A 16754-nucleotide genomic window follows, 5' to 3' on the forward strand; every position below is an offset into this window, starting at 1 on the left:
CGTCTATCAATATAGCCTGCGGCTATGCTTGCCGAAGTTGTGGCCGGTGACGATCAGGGTGCTCTCGACCAGGGTCGACAGGCCCAGCAGCAGCTGCACCAGCTTGTCGTCGGGCAGGACCCAGACCTGGCCGGACGGCTGTTCGGCCGCGGTCGCGGCCATGATCAGCGGTGCGATCCAGGAGGCGTCCGGCTCGACGTCCAGCAGCACGGCGTCGCCGGCGGTCTGCAGGTAGACCTCGCCGCCCGGCGCCAGCGTGAAGCGTACCCCGACCCCGGTCTCCTGCGGACCGATCATCTCCTGCATGGTGCGGTTGTGCGCATCGATCCAGAGTTCGACGTCCTGCGGGGTTTCCAGCGGGGTCCAGGGCACCGGACGGAAACGGGGGCGTTCGGCACTGTCCTTGGTCGAATCTTGGCTCATGAGGGGCTCGGCTACGGTGATGATGAGGATGGAAACGGCGCGTATGCTAAGCCACTATACCCGGCGGCGCAAGAAGCACGGTTCGGGCTCTCATGCGAGCGTGACCAGCCTGGCCTCGACCCGCCCATCCTCGACCAGCAGTTCGCCGGCCGCGATCGGCAGCGTGAAGCGGCGCCGCCCCGCACTGCCCGGGTTCACGTAGAGCACGCCGCCGCGCTCAACGCAGGCCGGCTTGTGCGAGTGGCCGGACACGACCACGCGGACGCCGTCCGCGGCCGGGTCGTCCGCGAGTTCCTTCAGGTCGTGGATGACGAGGATGCTCACCCCGTCCACGGCCAGGCGGGCGGTTGCGGGAATCGTCCCGGCCCAGGCGGCGGTATCGTTATTCCCGCGCACCACAGTCAGCGGCGCGATGGCGGCCAGGCGCTCGAGGATCTCGGGATTGCCGATGTCGCCGCCATGCACGATGTGGTCGCTGCCGGCCAGGAAGGCCAGCGCTTCCGGGCGCAGCAGGCCGTGCGTATCCGAGATCAGTCCGATCCGCATGGCCCGCCGTGCGCTCAGCCGGAATGCCGGCCGCGGCCCAGCCTGGCGGCCGTCCAGATCGACCACAGGGCGGCGATGCCGACGATCACATACACGAGCCGGGTGGCCGGGCTGCCGGCGCCGAACAGGCTGGCGACGACGTCGACGTCGAACAGGCCGACCATGGCCCAGTTCAGGCCGCCGATGATCAGCAGGGCCATCGCGATGTAGTCGATCGCCGACATCGCCGAGTGCCCCTCGCGCGCGGCCGCCCGCCGTTCGGGCAGGTGCCGCCGTTCCATGGTAGGTGCGTTCATGGTTGCCATCATGTCCTCCTTCGAAAGGGTCGATGCGGAACCCACGATAGCAAAAATGCGCGCGGGTGCGCGCCGCCTACCGTCCGGGGCTCAGCCCTTCCAGGTACGGTTGAGGCCGGTGTCCGTGTGGATCCAGCCGCCCTTGGGACCGGAACGGTAGTAGAAGCCGACGCCGCCCTGGCGGAAACTGCGCACCAGGCCGCCCAGCACTTCCTCGGTCAGGCCGGCGATGCGGACGTCGGCCGCCTTGCCGGACATGTGCAGGGACTGGCGCGCGGCCGGCACGCCCTGCTCGATCAGGCGGTTGTTGGACGCCGGGGTGCGGTAGCCGGACAGGATCTCGAGCGGCTTGTCGAGGCCGTAGCGCTGGACGAAGGCCTGGGACGCCCACAGGGTCTCGATCAGCTTGGGATCGATCGCCATGCTGGCCTTGCCGTTCACGTCGCGCAGCATGTGGCACAGTTCCTGGTAGGCCGAGTCGATGATCTCGCCATCCTTCCAGTACAGGACCTTGCTGCGCTCGCCGCTGGCGGGACGGATCACGGACAGGGTGCGCGGCTTGACCCAGAAATCGAGGTCGACGACCTGGGCGTCGAACAGGTCGGGCGGCGGCGCGATGTCGACGCTGGGTGCGTCCGGTTTGGCCTGGCTGGACTCGCCGGCGCCGCGCCTGGCGGCCCTGGCGTCGATCAGCGGCGTGGCGACCAGGCCGAGTGCGGTAAGACGCAAGCCTTGGTGAAGGAAATCTCTGCGGGAAGCCATATCAAACTCATCATTGAAACTTCCTTACTATATCTCAATGGACAAAAGGAAAAAAGATGAGTTCGTGTAACGTAAGGTTTCGCGCAACAAACGCGCTAATTACACGGCGTTGTGCTTATTTGCCGCTGCAATTACAGAATCGCTTGCCGGCCGGCACTTCGACCGCATTCAGCTGCTTCCACAGGAAATCGCATTCGAGGCCGAAACAGGCCTTGTCCTTGCCGGCATTGATATAGCCGAGGGCTTCGAAGAAGGGACTGGCCGAGGCCGGGGCTTGCATGTGCAGGCGGCCGATGTCCCAGGCGCGGGCCTGGGCTTCGACGGCGCGCATCATGGCGCGGCCGATGCCCTTGCGCAGCTGTCCCGGCATCACATAGCACAGGGCCAGCTTGCCGGCCTGGGTGAGCAGCGCCAGTCCGGTCAGCGCCCCGCCGTCGACGGCGACCACCGCATAATTGCTGGACGAGGAAAACCAGGCGCCGACGTTCTGCGTGGTCTTGTTGCTCAGCCAGGACTGGAGGATGTCCGCGCGCCGGCCGTGATCGGCCGCGCAGCCTTCCTCGATCGAGCGGCGCAGCAGTGCGCACGCTGCTGGCGCGTCGTTCGGTGTTGCCTGGCGAATGTCAATACCCATGTAGTACTTGTGAGGTGGAAAAAGTTGTTCCGGGATGTGGAAAGCCGGACTATAACCCAAAGTCCGGGATCCTGCTGTCCGGCCATGCGCCGAACATGGGCGCTCTAAGCATATGATTAAAATGTACTTCTGTTGTCCTGAGTCTTCGTGGATGATGAATCCGCTTTCCACTGGTCTCTACAAGGAAGAACAAACAATGGTCCAAACCTATTCCCCGCTGCGCCGCCTGCTGGCGCTGACCCTGGCGCTGGGCGCCGTGCTGCCGCTCGCCTCCCAGGCCGCCGAAGTCGAACTGCTGAACGTCTCCTACGACGTCGCGCGCGAACTGTACAAGGACGTGAACCCCGCCTTCGTCGCCGAATGGAAGAAGAACACGGGCGAAACCGTCACCATCAAGCAATCGCACGGCGGCTCCAGCAAGCAGGCGCGCGCCGTCGCCGACGGCCTCGAAGCCTCGGTCGTGACCTTGAACCAGGCCAACGACATCGACATGCTGGCCGACCGCGGCCTGGTCGCCAAGGATTGGACCAAGAAATTCCCGAACAATGCCTCGCCCTATTACTCGACCATGGTGTTCCTGGTGCGCAAGGGCAACCCGAAAGGCATCCACGACTGGGCCGACCTGGCCAAGCCGGGTGTCAAGGTCGTGATCCCGAATCCGAAGACCGCCGGCAACGGCCGCTACACCTATCTTGCGGCCTGGGGCTCGGTCATCAAGAAAGGCGGCAACGAAGCCCAGGCCCGCGAGCTGGTCGGCAAGATCTTCAAGAACGTGCCGGTGCTGGACGCCGGCGGCCGCGCCGCCACCACCACCTTCACCCAGCGCCAGATCGGCGACATCCTGGTGACCTTCGAGAACGAGGTGAACCTGGTGCGCGCCGAATTCGGCGACAATTTCGAAGTCGTCTACCCCTCGATTTCCGTGCTGGCCGAAACCCCGGTGGCGATCGTCGACAAGGTGGTCGACCGCAAGGGCGTGCGCAAGCAAGCCACCGCTTACCTGAACTTCCTGTACTCGGATGCCGGCCAGGCGATCGGTGCCAAGCACTACCTGCGCGTGCGTAACGAGAAGGTGATGAAGCAATACGCCGCCAACTACAAGCCGATCCAGCTGTTCACTGTCGACGACGTATTCGGCGGCTGGCGCGCGGCCCAGAAACGTCACTTCGACGATGGCGGCGAATTCGACAAGATCTATCAATCCAAATAAATAAGTCGAATTAGAATTAATAAATGCAATAATGCTGTATAGATATACAGGATTTACCAACGGAAAATAATGCTGAGTCGCTTTTAAGAGATTTCTTTAAGATAATTCGCTAAATTTCCGTTCACAAAGAAGGCCTTGCTTCAACGCGAGGCCTTTTTTCTTGTAGAATCTTGCTGTTGGTTTCGATTTCTATGAATCGCCAATAAAAAGTTCCCATCTAGCTTGACGCTATTGGGCTAACTGAACGATTTGATGCTCCGCCGCCGTCCGGCGCCCGACCATTAACCGTACCTCATACACACACATGATCAAAAAATTCCTCGCTGCCGTGCTGATGACGATTTCCAGCGCGGCCGCCCTCGCCGTGCCTTTTGGATCGCAGTCCGTGCTGGTGGTCGAAGACGACACCGGCAAGGTGCTGTACGAGAAGAATGCCTCGACCGTCGCGCCGATCGCTTCGCTGACCAAGCTGATGACCGCGATGGTCGTGCTCGATGCCCACCAGGACATGAACGAGCCGATCGAGATCGAGAAGCAGGACGTCGACATGCTCAAGCACAGCAGCTCGCGGGTGCCGGTCGGTGCGACCATTCCGCGCCGCGACGTGCTGCAGCTGGCCCTGATGTCCTCGGATAACCGCGCCGCCGCCGCCCTCGGCCGCACCTATCCGGGCGGCATGGACGCGTTCCGCCTGGCGGTGAAACGCAAGATCGCCGCGCTGGGCATGACCCAGACCGTGATCGAGGAGCCGACCGGCCTGAGCCCGCATAACCAGTCGACCGCGGCCGACCTGGTCAAGATGGCGACCGCCGCCGCCAACTACTCCGAGATCACCCGCATCACGACCTCGTCGGAGCACCTGATCAACATCAAGGGCCGCGACGTCGAGTACCACAACACCAACCGCCTGGTCGGTGCCAAGGGCTGGGACATCGGCCTGTCGAAGACCGGCTACACCCAGGAAGCGGGCCGCTGCCTGATCATGCGCATCAAGGCCGCCGGCAAGAACGCGACCATGGTGCTGCTGAACGCCGGCGCCTCCTCGGTGCGCGTGCTGGACGCCCTGAACATCCGCCGCCACGTGCTGGGCGACGACGCCCCAGTGGCCACCAGCCCGGTCCGCGCACGCGCCGCCGTCGGCGGTCCGCGCATCAAGGCCTCGGCCGGCGGCGCCCGCGTCAAGGCCTCCGCAGGCCGCGGCCGCTTCAAGCATGCGCCGGTGTCGCGCCATCGCCGTCACCGCTGATCGTCGGCGCCGCCGGACCGCAAGCCGCAGAGCGCATGATTCTGCGGCTTTTTTGTTGCCGCAACGGTCTTGCCAAGCCGCCGTGGATGCCGTCCGGCCGAAGGGAGCGTCGAATGACCTGGCTCCGCCGTTTGCGCTGGCCGCGTGTGGGCGATCGCCCCGTCCACGCTCGCAGGACGGCCCGTGCCCAGATGGTCGATGGCGAACACCATCGCCGAGAAGTAAAGCAGCCATTCAGCGGTCTTGCCGAATGGGATGACAAGTCGGCCCCACACCAGTTTTCCTCGCCGCTGTTCATGCTGGAAGCGGACAAGGAGGTGGGCGGCAACGGCAAAGACTAGCGTGAGGAGGATTGTCGAGAGGGCCATAGATAAGCTCCCGCACCAATGGTGCGTCTGTGCTTATTTACGGAATGGAGAAATTCGACTGGCTGGCGCCAGTAAAGCGACCGGCCTCTCGTTGCGGTCGCCCACTCTTCTCCACTTCCGCAAACAAGCTCAAATTGAGCTTATTCACCTGCCTTTCGGCCACCGACCGGAAGCGGTCGGCTTGAGAGGGGGAGGTCTCACCCGAGACCCAGGTGCGAACGAATCGCACCACATGTCGACAATACGCCTGTCCAGATAAAAAGACAATGCTCAGCGCGACTTCAGCTGCCGCACATGTCCTTCGAGTTCGGCGAAGCTCGGACGCTCGGTGGCGGAGATGACCTTGCGCCCGAATTCGACCGCGATGGTCGGCGCATAGCCGTTCATGCTGGCCAGCAGGGTCACCTTCACGCACTGCAGGGCCTTCACCACTTCCTGGTGGCGGCGGTGCAGCAGGCTGGCGAGCGGCGCCACCAGGCCATAGGACAGCAGGATGCCGAGGAAGGTGCCGACCAGGGCGGCCGCGATCAGGCTGCCCAGTTCCGCCGGCGGACGGCCGATCGACCCCATGGTATGCACCACGCCCATCACCGCGGCGACGATGCCGAAGGCCGGCATGCCGTCGGCCAGCTTGCTGATGGCCTGGACCGGGATCTCGGCGTCTTCCTGGTAGGTCTCGATCTCGTTGTCCATCAGGTTCTCGAGCTGGTAGGAATTCATGGTGCCGGACACCAGCAGGCGCAGGTAATCGGTGATGAAGTCGAGCAGGTGATGGTCCATCAGCACCAGCCGGTATTTGGCGAAGATCGCGCTTTCGTAGGGTGCGTCGATGTCGTCCTCGAGCGACATCAGGCCTTCGCGGCGCACCTTGGTCAGCAGGTCGAACATCAGCGCCATCAGCGTCATGTACAGCTCCCGCGTGTAGCGCGAGCCGTGGAACAGGGTCGGGATGCTGTGCCAGGTCAGCGAGATGGCCTTGCGGTCATTGCCGATCACGAAGGCGCCCAGTGCGCCGCCGAAGATCATCAGCAGTTCATAGGGCTGGAACAGCGCGGCCAAATGCCCGTCCTGCAGCACGAAGCCGCCGAACACGGCCAGCAGCACGATGATAAATCCAACTACGATCAACATGGCACGGTCTCCAGAATTCCCAGGCAGCAACTTTAACATTGTTGCCATACGGAAAGCAAAGACCGGCGCAAAAGTCCTGTCTCGTCGTCCCCGCGCAGGCGGGGATCCAAGTTTGCGTGCATAGCCGGAAAGTCCGCTCACGGCCCACGATGAACTTGGGTTCCCGCCTTCGCGGGAACGACGTGCTACAAGCTCATCGCTCGATCATCCCCCGCAGACCACTGGCCCGGTGCGTCCGCCGCCCGATCGCCTCCCCCAGCACATTCGGCACCGGCGTGAGAAGCGTGAACTCCCGGCTGGCCCGCGTAATGCCGGTGTACACCAGCTCGCGTGTCAGTACCGCCCCGCCCTCTTTCGGCAGCGCCAGCACCGTGTGGGCGAATTCCGAGCCCTGGGATTTGTGCACCGTCATCGCGTATGCCGTTTCGACGTGGCGCAGGCGGGTGGCCAGCACGCTGCGCACCTTGTCGCCTTCGAGGAAGTAGACGCGCAGCGAACCGGGTCGGGCCGGGTCGGCCAGGGTCAGGCCGATGTCGCCGTTGAACACATTGGTCGAATAGTCGTTGCGGGTCACCATGACGGGGCGGCCGACGTACCAGTCGCCGCTTCGGCGGATCAGGCCGGCCTGGTCGAGGCGTTGCTCGATCGCCGTGTTCAGGCCCTCGACGCCCCACTCGCCCTCGCGCACCGCGCACAGGATGCGGAAGGCTTCGAAGCGCTGCAGCACGGAGCGCACCCAGTCCTCGTGGGCCTGCCCCGTTCCTGGTCCCTCGCCCAGCTGGCGCAGATAGGGCCGGTAGCCTTCCAGCGCCAGCCCGATCGCGTGCTGCTGCTGGGCGTGCTCGATCCAGCGCAGCGTGTGGGCGCCTTCGACGTCCTGCACGCCGCGAGCGCGCAGCACCGCGGCCGCGGCCTCGATGTCGCCGGCATTCACGGCCAGCGCCAGCTGTCCGATCGGCCCGCCGAAACGGCGGCTGTGGCGCAGCATCACGGTCTGCTGGGCCAGGGCGCCGCCGCCGTGCACATAGTCCGCCGGGATTTCTTCGCCGCTGGCCTCGCGCACATAGGCGACGGTGGCGTCGTCGTAATTGCCGGCCTGGGCGTCGGCACACAGGTCGCCCAGCACCGCGCCCGCCTCCACCGAGGCCAGCTGGTCCTTGTCGCCCAGCAGGATCAGGGTCGCCGAGGGCGGCAGCGCGTCCAGCAGCGACGCCATCATCTCCAGGTGGACCATCGAGGCTTCGTCGACGATCAGCACGTCGACGTCGAGCGGGTTGCCGCGGTGATGGGCGAAGGCACGGCTGTCCGGACGCGCGCCCAGCAGGCTGTGCAGGGTGCGGGCGGCGCCCATGCGCGCGGTCAGCTCGCGCAGCGGCAGCTGGGCGCCGACCTTGTCGGCCAGCTCGCCGAGGGCCTTGTCGATCGACTGCTTCAGGCGCGCGGCCGCCTTGCCGGTCGGCGCGGCCAGGGCGATGCGCTGGCGGGCGGCGTCCGGCGCGGTCGCGAACAGCAGCGCCAGCAGGCGCGCCACCGTATAGGTCTTGCCGGTGCCGGGGCCGCCGGTGATGATCGCCATCCTGCCGCGCAGGGCGATCGCGCAGGCCAGCTTCTGCCAGTCCGGCCGGGCCGCGTCCGGCCGGGCCGCGTCCGGCTGTTCGGACGCGCGCTGGGATGCGAACAGCAGGTCCAGCCATCCGCGCACGGCGCCGGCGTCGACTTCGCGCCGTTCGCGCGCGCGTTCGCGCACGCTGGTCGCGACCGTGGTCTCATCGCGCCAGTAGCGGCGCAGGTAGAGGCGCGCATCGTCGGCATCGCCGTCGAGCACCAGCGGCTGGCCGTAATCGAAGGTGCCGGCCTGCCACACCTGCTCGCAGCCGGCCAGCTGGGCCATCCAGCCCTTGACGTTCTTCGGCAGCGGCTTGATGGCGGCGGCCAGTTCCGTCCACTCCTCGGCGGGCAGGCCAAGCAGCGCGGCCGCATCCTCGGCCAAGTCGGACAGCAGCAGGCAGCTATGGCCGCGGCCTTCCAGCTCGGACAGCACCAGGGATGCCAGCAGCAGCGGACCGGGCGCCGGTCCGAGCGAGGCGACGAAACGGGCAAAGGCGCCGGACAGGCGGCGCAGCTCGCCGGCTTCGGTCAGGCGTTCCACCTCGAACCAGAAGACGTCGATCTTGTCGGGGTCGATAAAAGTATTCATGTCGCAAGAAGCTCGTCGAGTCCGTCGAGCAGTTCCATGTCGGGCTCGATCAGGTAGCAGCCGCGGGTCGCCTCGTTCCCGATCCCGCGCAGGAACAGGAAGACGGCGCCACCCAGCTGCTCGCGTGGGTCGTAGCGCTCGCCCAGGCGCGCGCGCAGCAGGCGGTGCAGGGCCAGCAGGTAGATCGCGCCCTGGATGTCGTAGCGGTGGCCGGCCATCGCGGCCGCCATCGCCGGCTGGGTATAGGCGGCGTCGCCGGGTCCCAGCGCGTTCGACTTGTAGTCCAGCACCCAGTAGCGGCCCCGGCATTCGAACACCAGGTCCGTGAAGCCTTTCAGCATGCCGTGCAGCTGGCGTTCCGGCAGGGTCGGACGCGGCGCGTCGCCGAGCAGGCGCTGGCGGCACAGGCGGTCCAGCGCGCCGACGTCGAGGGCCTGGCTCGGGAACCAGAACTCCATCTCCGGCAGCACTTCCTCCAGATCCGACAGGGCGCAACCGACCGGCGGCAGTGGCAAGGTGACCAGGGCGTCGAGCCAGGCCATGGCGTCGTCCACCCGGTTGCCCCAGCCGGCGCGCTTGATGCGCTGGTGCAGGCGCTTGATGAAATCGTCCTCGTCGATGCGTCCGAAGCCTTCCTGCGCCATCCACTCCAGCTGCTCGTGCAGGAAGTTGCCGGGCGTGGCGCCGCGCGGGAAGCGGTGCCAGGGCGCGTCGTCCACCCGCAAGGCTTCGACCGTGCCCGGCTCGTCTTCTTCCAGCAGGTTCTCTTCCTGGGGCCGGGTCGGCGGCGCCACCGTATGGCGGGTCAGCGAGGTGAAGGAACCGACCGCCCAGTTGCGCTCGAACTGGCCGGCAAAGGCCGGTGCCTCGACCAGCTCGGGGCGCACGTCGGCGCGCGCCAGGCGGGTACAACCCTCGGGCGCGTCCAGGGTGTGCAGCTCGATCGCGTCCAGGCTGCCGCGCAGGGCTTCCCAGCTCTCGGCCATGGCATCGGCGCCGATCGGCTCGCCGCCGGTCAGCAGGTAGCCGAGCGCCGATTCGTGCAGGCGGTTCTCGCCCTTGCGGCCGGCCGCCACCGCCGCCACGCCCAGCCACAGGAAGTGGCGGGCGCGGGTCAGCGCCACGTACAGCAGGCGCAGGTCTTCTTCCAGGCGGGCGCGGTCGACCGCCTGCAGCGCATCTTCGCTCAGGCCGAGGTCGATGCGGCGCGCGCCGTCTTCGACCACGTATTCGAAGAAGGCGCGGTTGCGGCGGTCGGTCTTGCGCGCGGTGACGGCAAACGGCAGGTAGACCAGCGGGTATTCCAGGCCCTTCGACTTGTGCACGGTGACGACCTTGACCAGCTCGGCGTCGCTCTCCAGGCGCAGCACGCGCTCGTCGCCGCCCTCGCCCAGGCCTTCGACCTGCTCGGCGAACCAGCGGATCAGGGCCTGCTCGCCATCCAGTTCGCGGCTGGCTTCCTGCAGCAGTTCGGCCAGGTGCAGCAGGTTGGTCAGGCGCCGTTCGCCGCCGGCGGCAGCCAGCAGCTTAGCCGGCAAGCCCAGTTCGTGGATGAAGCGGCGCAGCATCGCAAGCACGCCCTGGCGCTGCCAGGTCTGGTGCAGACCTTTCAGCTGCTCGACCCGTTCTTCCCAGGCCAGTTCGTCGCTCGACAGGCGGGCCAGCTCGGTCAGCGACAGCGCGCAGGTGGCGGTGGCGAAGGCAGTGCGCGCCAGCACGCCGTCGAGCGGACTGGCGACCGCCTGCAGCCAGCGCAGCACGTCCACCGCCTCCTGGCTGTCGACCACCGAGTCCTGGTCGGACAGGTAGACGCTGGCAACCTTCCTCTGCACCAGCGCACGCCGGATCGCCGAGGCTTCGCGGCGGTCGCGCACCAGCACCGCGATATCGGCCGGCATCAGGCGCTTGAAACCGCCTTCGCGGTCGCGGAAGCCCACCTGCGGATCGTTCAGCAGAGTGACGATGTGCTCGGCGCAGTGGTGGGCGAAGAAGTCGCGGTAGTCGTCGGCGCGCAGGTCGTCGCGCGGGGTCGAGGCCACCGCCAGCGCCTGGAAGGGACCGTCCACGCCGACCAGTTCCTGGCCACGCCCGGCCGCATCGACCGGTTCGAAGGGCAGCGGATTCTCGCCGTCCTTACGGAAGCGGAAGGCGCCGGCGGCGTAGCCTGGATGCTCATTGCCGCCCTCGGCGTATTCGAACAGGCGGTTGACCGCCTGCACCAGTGCCTTGGTCGAACGGTAGTTGGTGCCGAGCTGGTAGTGCCGCCCTTCGGTGGCGCGCCGCGCGGACAGGTAACTGTGGATGTCGGCGCCGCGGAAGCCGTAGATCGACTGCTTCGGGTCGCCGATCAGGAACAGGCCGTGGCCCGGGTCGTTGTCGGCCACCCGGTACAGCAGGTCGAAGATGCGGTACTGGTCGGGCGAGGTATCCTGAAATTCGTCGACCATCGCGACCGGGAACTGGTCGAGGATGCGCTTGCGCAGCGCCTCGCCGTTCACGCCTTCCAGCGCGGCCTTCAGGCGCGCCAGCATGTCGGCGAAGCCGAACTGGCGGTTGCGGCGCTTCAGGTCGATCATGCGGCGGGCGATATTGCAGGCGGCGTGGCGCAGCAGCGCATGCGCCATCGGCTCGATCCCGTCGAGCGCCTCCTTCAAGGCTTCGGTGTGCTCGAAGCACGCCGGCACCTCGGCGCTGAAGTCGCGCGAGAAGGCGTCGGCGATGCCGTGCGGGGTCAGGCGGCGCCAGGCGGTGTCGCCGAGGTCGGGCATGACACGCGCGGGATCGGCGGCCCAGCTGCGCAGGGCCTCGAACCACTTCACCAGCGACTCGGGACGCATCTTGTTGCCATTGAAGCAGCGCGGATTCACCGCCCGGTGCGAGCCGATCCAGGACTCCATCGCATCGGCACGTTCGCTCCAGCCTTCCTTCAGGCGCGCCAGCCTGGCCTGCTGGGCGCGCTCGACGCCGGCGATCACGGCCCCCAGCGGCGCCATGTCGTTCGGATTGCCGTTCTCGTCGACGCAGTCCGGACCCAGCAGCTCGGCGCGCTTGACCAGCTCGCGCGCCGCGCCCTTCAGGGCTTCGACGTCGTGCCACACCGCCAGCAGCGATTTCAGCGCATGGCCGTTGAGCGGATAGACGTGCTGGCGCCAGTAATCGTTGGCGGCATCCTCGAACAGGGCGCGCTCGTCGCTGACCAGCTCTTCGTCGAACAGGATGCCGCTGTCGAAGGCGTGCTCGCGCAGCATGCGCTGGCACCAGGCGTCGATGGTGAAGATCGCCGCCTCGTCCATGGTTTCGGCGGCCAGCACCAGGCGGTGGGCGGCGACCAGGCGCTCGGCATCGTCGGCGTAGCTGTCGGCCAGCGCCTCCAGGTAGGGATCGTCGACGTAGGAGTCACCGCGGAAGTAGGCGGCCGCCTGCACCAGGCGTTCGCGCACCCGGTTCGACAGTTCGCGGGTGGCGGCGCGGGTGAAGGTCATCACCAGGATCTCGGGCGGCAACAGCGGCCTGGCGAAGCCGTTCGCCTCGCCGTGGCCGAGCACCAGGCGCAAATACAGCGCGGCGATGGTCCAGGTCTTGCCGGTGCCGGCGCTGGCCTCGATCAGGCGCGAGCCGTGCAGGGGAAAATCCAGGGGCTGGAGCAACTGGCTCATGCCTGCTCCCCTTCCTTGTCGCCGAACCGGGTCACCTGCACGCCGTCGCGCAGCCAGGCGGCCAGCGGACCGTACAGGGCCTCGGCCGTGCGCGGCCAGTCGCCGGACGCGCGCAGCACGGCGAATTCCGGCCACATGCGCGCCAGCACCGGATCCTCGACTTCGCCGCGGATCTCGAAGCCGCCGTCGTAGGCCTCGCGCGGGTCGTCCCCGGCCAGCTGGGCCAGCGCGGTCTTGCAGGCCACCGCCAGCGGGTGGTCGAGGTTGGCCCGCCACAGCGCAGCCAGGTTCGCGAGGGTGGCGCGGGCAAGTTCCGCATCCAGCGGCGCCATCTTGAGGGTGGCGTCGCGCGCCACCAGGTAGCCGGTGACGGCCGCGCCGGCGGCGCTTGCCGCCAGCTGGCGCAGCCAGGGGCCGATCAGCTTGTCGCCGCGCGGCGCGCCCTTGCGGTCCAGGACCTTGGACGAGATCTGCAGCAGCCACACGGTCTCGTGCTCATTTTTGCGCAGCTTGTCGATCCAGTCGTCGAGCAGAATCCCGTCCAGGTCCAGGCTCACTACCAGCTTGGCCGCCGGCGTCGGATAGCGGGCGCCCAGCGCCAGCCAGCTGCGCCGCACCGGCACCAGTTCTTCCACCAGCTGCTGCTGCCACTGCCGGCCCACCAGGCCGATCGGCAGCCTGCCCTCGCGCACCAGGCGCTGGGCGCGCGCATCCAGCACCTGGCGCACTTCGTCCTCGGGCTCGGGCGTGCCGCTGTCCGCATTTCTATCTTCGCCAAGCAGGGCGTCTTCCAGGAAGTAACGCTCGAGGGCATCCAGCGAGAACGGTTCCTCGTCCTCGCCCACCACCTCGTGGCTGCCGAAGTTGACGCCCAGCCGGCGGCGGAAGAAGTCAGTCGCCGGTTGGCGCAGGAACCTGGTCAGCTCGCCCAGCTTGAGGCGGTAGTCGGCTTCCAGTTCGTAGGGCGGCAGCGCATCGCCGTCCCCCGCCGATGCTTCCTCGTCGCGATGCGCCGAGCGCCATTCGCCGGCATAGGTCAGCAGGCCGCCGCGTTCGAAATAGCGGCGCGAGAAAGGTTGCAGTGCATGCACCGTGGTGCGTTCGTCGAGGTCGAGGTCCCAGCCGGCCTTCAGGTAGTCGCGCAGCTGCGAGACCAGCACCGAGGCCGGCTGCTCGGTATTGTCGCGCACGTTGCGGCCGACCCAGCTCACGTAGAATTTGTCGCGCGCGGCCAGCAGCGCTTCCAGCATCAGGTAGCGGTCGTCGTCGCGGCGCGAGCGGTCGCCCGGACGCTGCATGCCGGGCAGCGCCAGCAGGTCGAAGTCGGACTGGTGGCCGCGGCGCGGGAAGTCGCCGTCGTTCATGCCCAGCAGGCAGACCACGCGGAAGGGCACGGCGCGCATCGGCATCAGGGTGCAGAAAGTCACGCCGCCGGAGACGAACTGGTGGCTCAGGGCCGGCTGGTCGAGTTCGGACAGCCAGGCTTCGCGCATCACGCCCAGCGGCACCGGCTCGTCGAACAGCGCGTTCTCGCAGATCTCCAGCCAGCACTGCAGGGCTTCCTCGAGCTGGTTCAGCATCACGCGGTCTTCGTCGTCGCGGGCGCGGAAGAAGCGCGCCATCAGGGCGCGGGCGCGCTCGCCCCACTCGGCCGGGGTCAGGACGGCATCCAGCTGTTCGCGCCAGGCCAGCAGGCTCTCCACCAGTTCGGCCAGGGCGCCGGCCAGGGCCGCATCGAGGCCGCCGACTTCGGCATAGGGCTCGATGTCGCCGAAGCTGGGGCCGGCACCGGTGGCGTAACCCAGCAGCATGCGGCGGATCCCGAACAGCCAGGAATTCTGCTCGCCGGCCGACCCGAGGCCGAGGCCCGCGCGGTGGGTCTGGTCCAGGCCCCAGCGCACGCTGGCGCCCTCGATCCAGCGGCCCAGGGTCGGCAAATCATCCTCGTCCAGGCCGAAGCGTGCGGCCAGCGCCGGCACGTCCAGCAGGTCGCGCACCTCGCTCTGGCGGCAGCGCTGCTGCGGCAGGCGCAGCAGCCATTCCATGGCCACCAGCAGCGGGTTCACGCTGCGGTCCTTCAGGTCGCCGATCTCGAAGGGGATGTAGCGCGGGTCGTTCCGCTTGTGCTGGTCGAACACCGCGTGCACGGCGGCCGAGAAGGTGTCGATGTCCGGCACCATGACGACCACGTCGCGCGGACGCAGGGGCTGGTCGCCGAATGTGCCGTCGCTGTCCGCGAACCAGGACAGCAGCTGGTCGTGCAGCACCTCGACCTCGCGCTGGGCGCTGTGGGCGATGTGGAATTCGATCGAGCGGTCTGCGGGTTCCGGCGGCACGTGCGGGTGTTCGAGCAGCGGCAGCAGGTCGCGCACCGCAGCCTGCACCTGCGACAGCAGCGTGCCGTTGTCGCCCTCGTTGAACAGGTCGACCCGCAGGTTGCCGAACTTGGCGCCCTGGCCGCCGTCGAATTCGTCCAGCATGCGCACGAAGTCGCGGCCCTGGCGCCCCCAGCTCGCCAGCAGCGGATGGCTGTGCGCATGCAGTTCCTCGACCGGGATCTCGGCCAGGTTGCTGCCGTTGCGGCCCTGGTGGCGGCGGTAGGCGGCGGTCAGCAGTTCGCGGCCCTCGATGATGTCGCCCCAGTGGTACTGGCAGGGATTCGGCACCGCCAGCAGCACCTGGGTATGGCGCGACAGGCCGGCCATCGCCTCGATGGTCTGGTAAGGCAGGGTCGACATCCCGAACAGCACCACGCGGCGCGGCAGGCGCTGGGCCGGCTGGCGATCTTCCTCGACCGCGGCCATGAACTGCTGGTGGATGGTGGCGCGGCCCGACCAGCGGCGCTCGGGCGGCAGGCTCTCGTGGACCTCGCGCCAGAGCTGGGCCTGCCAGCACTGGTCGGGCGCCAGCGGCACCGGTTCGCCGCCGGGCCGGCGCAACTGGTCGAGCCCCTTGGCCCAGTCGGTCAGCCAGTCGGCGCGATACACCTGGTACTGGTCGTAGAGGTCGGACAGGCGCTCGGCCAGCTGCAGGCGGCGCTCGGGGTCGCCGTCCAGCAGGAAGTGGCGCAGCGGCGCGAACTGTTCCTTGGCCAGCACTTCGGGCAGCAGGCGCATCAGGCGCCAGGTGAGCGCGTCCTTGTCGAAGGGCGAACGCTTCGGCACCCGCTCCGGCCCCAGCATGCCGCGGTAGGCCTCCCACAGGAAGCGCGCCGGCAGCGCCACCCGGGTGGCCGCGCACACGCCCAGCTCCTCGGCCAGCGCGATCTTCAGCCATTCGGCCACGCCGTTCGACTGCACGAGGATGATTTCCTCCTCGAGAGGACCGAGGGGATTGGCACGCAGCCAGTCGAAGACGGCGGCGCGCAGCAGCTCCATCTGGTTGCCGTGGAGGATGAGGAGGCCGGGGGAGATCGGGGATCGCATGGAGAAAGACTTCGGGTAGATCCCCGCAGGATACTACCAAGGAGGGTTCCCGAACAAGTTTATGGCTGGGTTAGACTTTCTGGTCCTGCTGGCGCGCCCCGAGTTCCGCGGCAATGTGGCGCTCCAGCCGCGCCAGCAGCGCACGCAGGCGCGCCGCCAGCGAACGCGCCTGGGCGATCGAACCGCGCTCGCGCTGGGCTTCGAGGTCGGCGCAGACGTCGCCGAAGCCCATCGCGCCCACCGTGCGCGCCGAGGACTTGATGCGGTGGGCGACGCCGGCGGCGCGCCCGACCTCGCCGGACGCGAGTGCGCGGTCGATCTCCAGCAGGCCTTCGCGCGCCGTCTCCAGGAACATGAAGGCGTATTTACGCATCTTGTCCGGATTGCCGGCAAAGGTGTCGGCCAGGACGTCCAGGTCGAGCAGCGCCGGCGTGTTCGCGGGCGCCGCCGGCACCGGTGCCGCGAGCGCGCGCTGCACGCTGCGTCCGAGGGCGCGCGCCACGGTCGCGATCAGGGTCTCGGGCGCCACCGGCTTGGTCACGAATTCATCCATGCCGGCGGCCAGGCAGCGCGCCTGGTCTTCCAGCCCGGCGTTGGCCGTCATCGCGATCACGCGGGTGTCCTTCAGCCGGGCGTCGGCGCGGATGCGACGGGTGGCTTCGAAGCCGTCCATCACCGGCATCTGCACGTCCATCAGCACGCAGTCGAAGGGCGAGTGCGGCCCGCGCTCGCGCATCAGGGCCAGCGCCTCGCCGCCGTTGCCGGCCACCGTCACATGGGCGCCGGCGTCTTCGAGCAGCTCCTGCGCCACCTGCTGGTTGAAGGCATTGTCCTCGACCAGCAGGATGGCGCTGCCCGCC

At 67.6% G+C, this 16754-nt stretch carries 13 protein-coding genes; 2 read left to right on the forward strand and 11 right to left on the reverse strand.

Annotation, left to right across the window (positions count from 1 at the left end; genetic code table 11):
- Positions 1–6: 6 nt before the first annotated feature.
- The 5 genes from AC1DOQ_RS26030 to AC1DOQ_RS26050 all read right to left on the reverse strand — a co-directional run bounded on the left by AC1DOQ_RS26030 (position 7) and on the right by AC1DOQ_RS26050 (position 2661).
- Positions 7–423, reverse strand: coding sequence for a hypothetical protein (locus AC1DOQ_RS26030; RefSeq protein WP_477371018.1), 417 nt, complete (start codon positions 421–423; stop codon positions 7–9).
- 90 nt (positions 424–513) lie between these two features.
- Positions 514–969 carry a metallophosphoesterase family protein gene (locus AC1DOQ_RS26035; protein WP_477371021.1) on the reverse strand — a complete coding sequence of 152 codons (456 nt, stop codon included), beginning with the start codon at positions 967–969 and terminating at the stop codon, positions 514–516.
- A 14-nt stretch (positions 970–983) separates the two neighbouring features.
- Entirely contained in the window at positions 984–1265 is a 282-nt protein-coding gene (locus AC1DOQ_RS26040; RefSeq protein ID WP_477371024.1) for a DUF378 domain-containing protein, read from the reverse strand.
- A 90-nt stretch (positions 1266–1355) separates the two neighbouring features.
- Positions 1356–2027, reverse strand: a complete 672-nt coding sequence (locus AC1DOQ_RS26045; RefSeq protein WP_477371027.1) for a YcbK family protein — start codon at positions 2025–2027, stop codon at positions 1356–1358.
- A gap of 115 nt (positions 2028–2142) precedes the next feature.
- Entirely contained in the window at positions 2143–2661 is a 519-nt protein-coding gene (locus AC1DOQ_RS26050; protein ID WP_477371030.1) for a GNAT family N-acetyltransferase, read from the reverse strand.
- A gap of 196 nt (positions 2662–2857) precedes the next feature.
- On the opposite strand from AC1DOQ_RS26050, the gene AC1DOQ_RS26055 reads away from it, so the two are divergent.
- Both AC1DOQ_RS26055 and AC1DOQ_RS26060 read left to right on the forward strand, forming a co-directional pair.
- Positions 2858–3871, forward strand: coding sequence for a sulfate ABC transporter substrate-binding protein (locus AC1DOQ_RS26055; protein WP_477371033.1), 1014 nt, complete (start codon positions 2858–2860; stop codon positions 3869–3871).
- A 304-nt stretch (positions 3872–4175) separates the two neighbouring features.
- Positions 4176–5117 (forward strand): serine hydrolase, encoded by a 942-nt coding sequence (locus AC1DOQ_RS26060; protein ID WP_477371036.1) that lies wholly within the window; start codon positions 4176–4178, stop codon positions 5115–5117.
- Here AC1DOQ_RS26060 and AC1DOQ_RS26065 read toward each other — a convergent pair.
- The 6 genes from AC1DOQ_RS26065 to AC1DOQ_RS26090 all read right to left on the reverse strand — a co-directional run.
- Positions 5108–5485 carry a hypothetical protein gene (locus AC1DOQ_RS26065; protein ID WP_477371039.1) on the reverse strand — a complete coding sequence of 126 codons (378 nt, stop codon included), beginning with the start codon at positions 5483–5485 and terminating at the stop codon, positions 5108–5110. The genes AC1DOQ_RS26060 and AC1DOQ_RS26065 overlap by 10 nt on opposite strands.
- A gap of 270 nt (positions 5486–5755) precedes the next feature.
- Complete coding sequence (motA, locus tag AC1DOQ_RS26070) at positions 5756–6616, reverse strand: flagellar motor stator protein MotA (protein WP_477371042.1); 861 nt, start codon at positions 6614–6616, stop codon at positions 5756–5758.
- Positions 6617–6809: 193 nt separating this feature from the next.
- A complete protein-coding gene (gene recD / locus AC1DOQ_RS26075; RefSeq protein ID WP_477371045.1) occupies positions 6810–8813 on the reverse strand; it encodes an exodeoxyribonuclease V subunit alpha in 2004 nt (667 codons plus the stop codon).
- Positions 8810–12469, reverse strand: a complete 3660-nt coding sequence (recB, locus tag AC1DOQ_RS26080) for an exodeoxyribonuclease V subunit beta (RefSeq protein ID WP_477371048.1) — start codon at positions 12467–12469, stop codon at positions 8810–8812. The genes recD and recB overlap by 4 nt, the downstream gene beginning before the upstream one ends.
- Positions 12466–15894, reverse strand: coding sequence for an exodeoxyribonuclease V subunit gamma (gene recC / locus AC1DOQ_RS26085; RefSeq protein ID WP_477371051.1), 3429 nt, complete (start codon positions 15892–15894; stop codon positions 12466–12468). The genes recB and recC overlap by 4 nt, the downstream gene beginning before the upstream one ends.
- A gap of 70 nt (positions 15895–15964) precedes the next feature.
- Positions 15965–16754, reverse strand: a 790-nt coding sequence (locus AC1DOQ_RS26090) for a response regulator (RefSeq protein WP_477371054.1), incomplete at its 5' end; no start/stop codon positions are given.

The organism is Massilia sp. 01N417 (assembly GCF_056399645.1).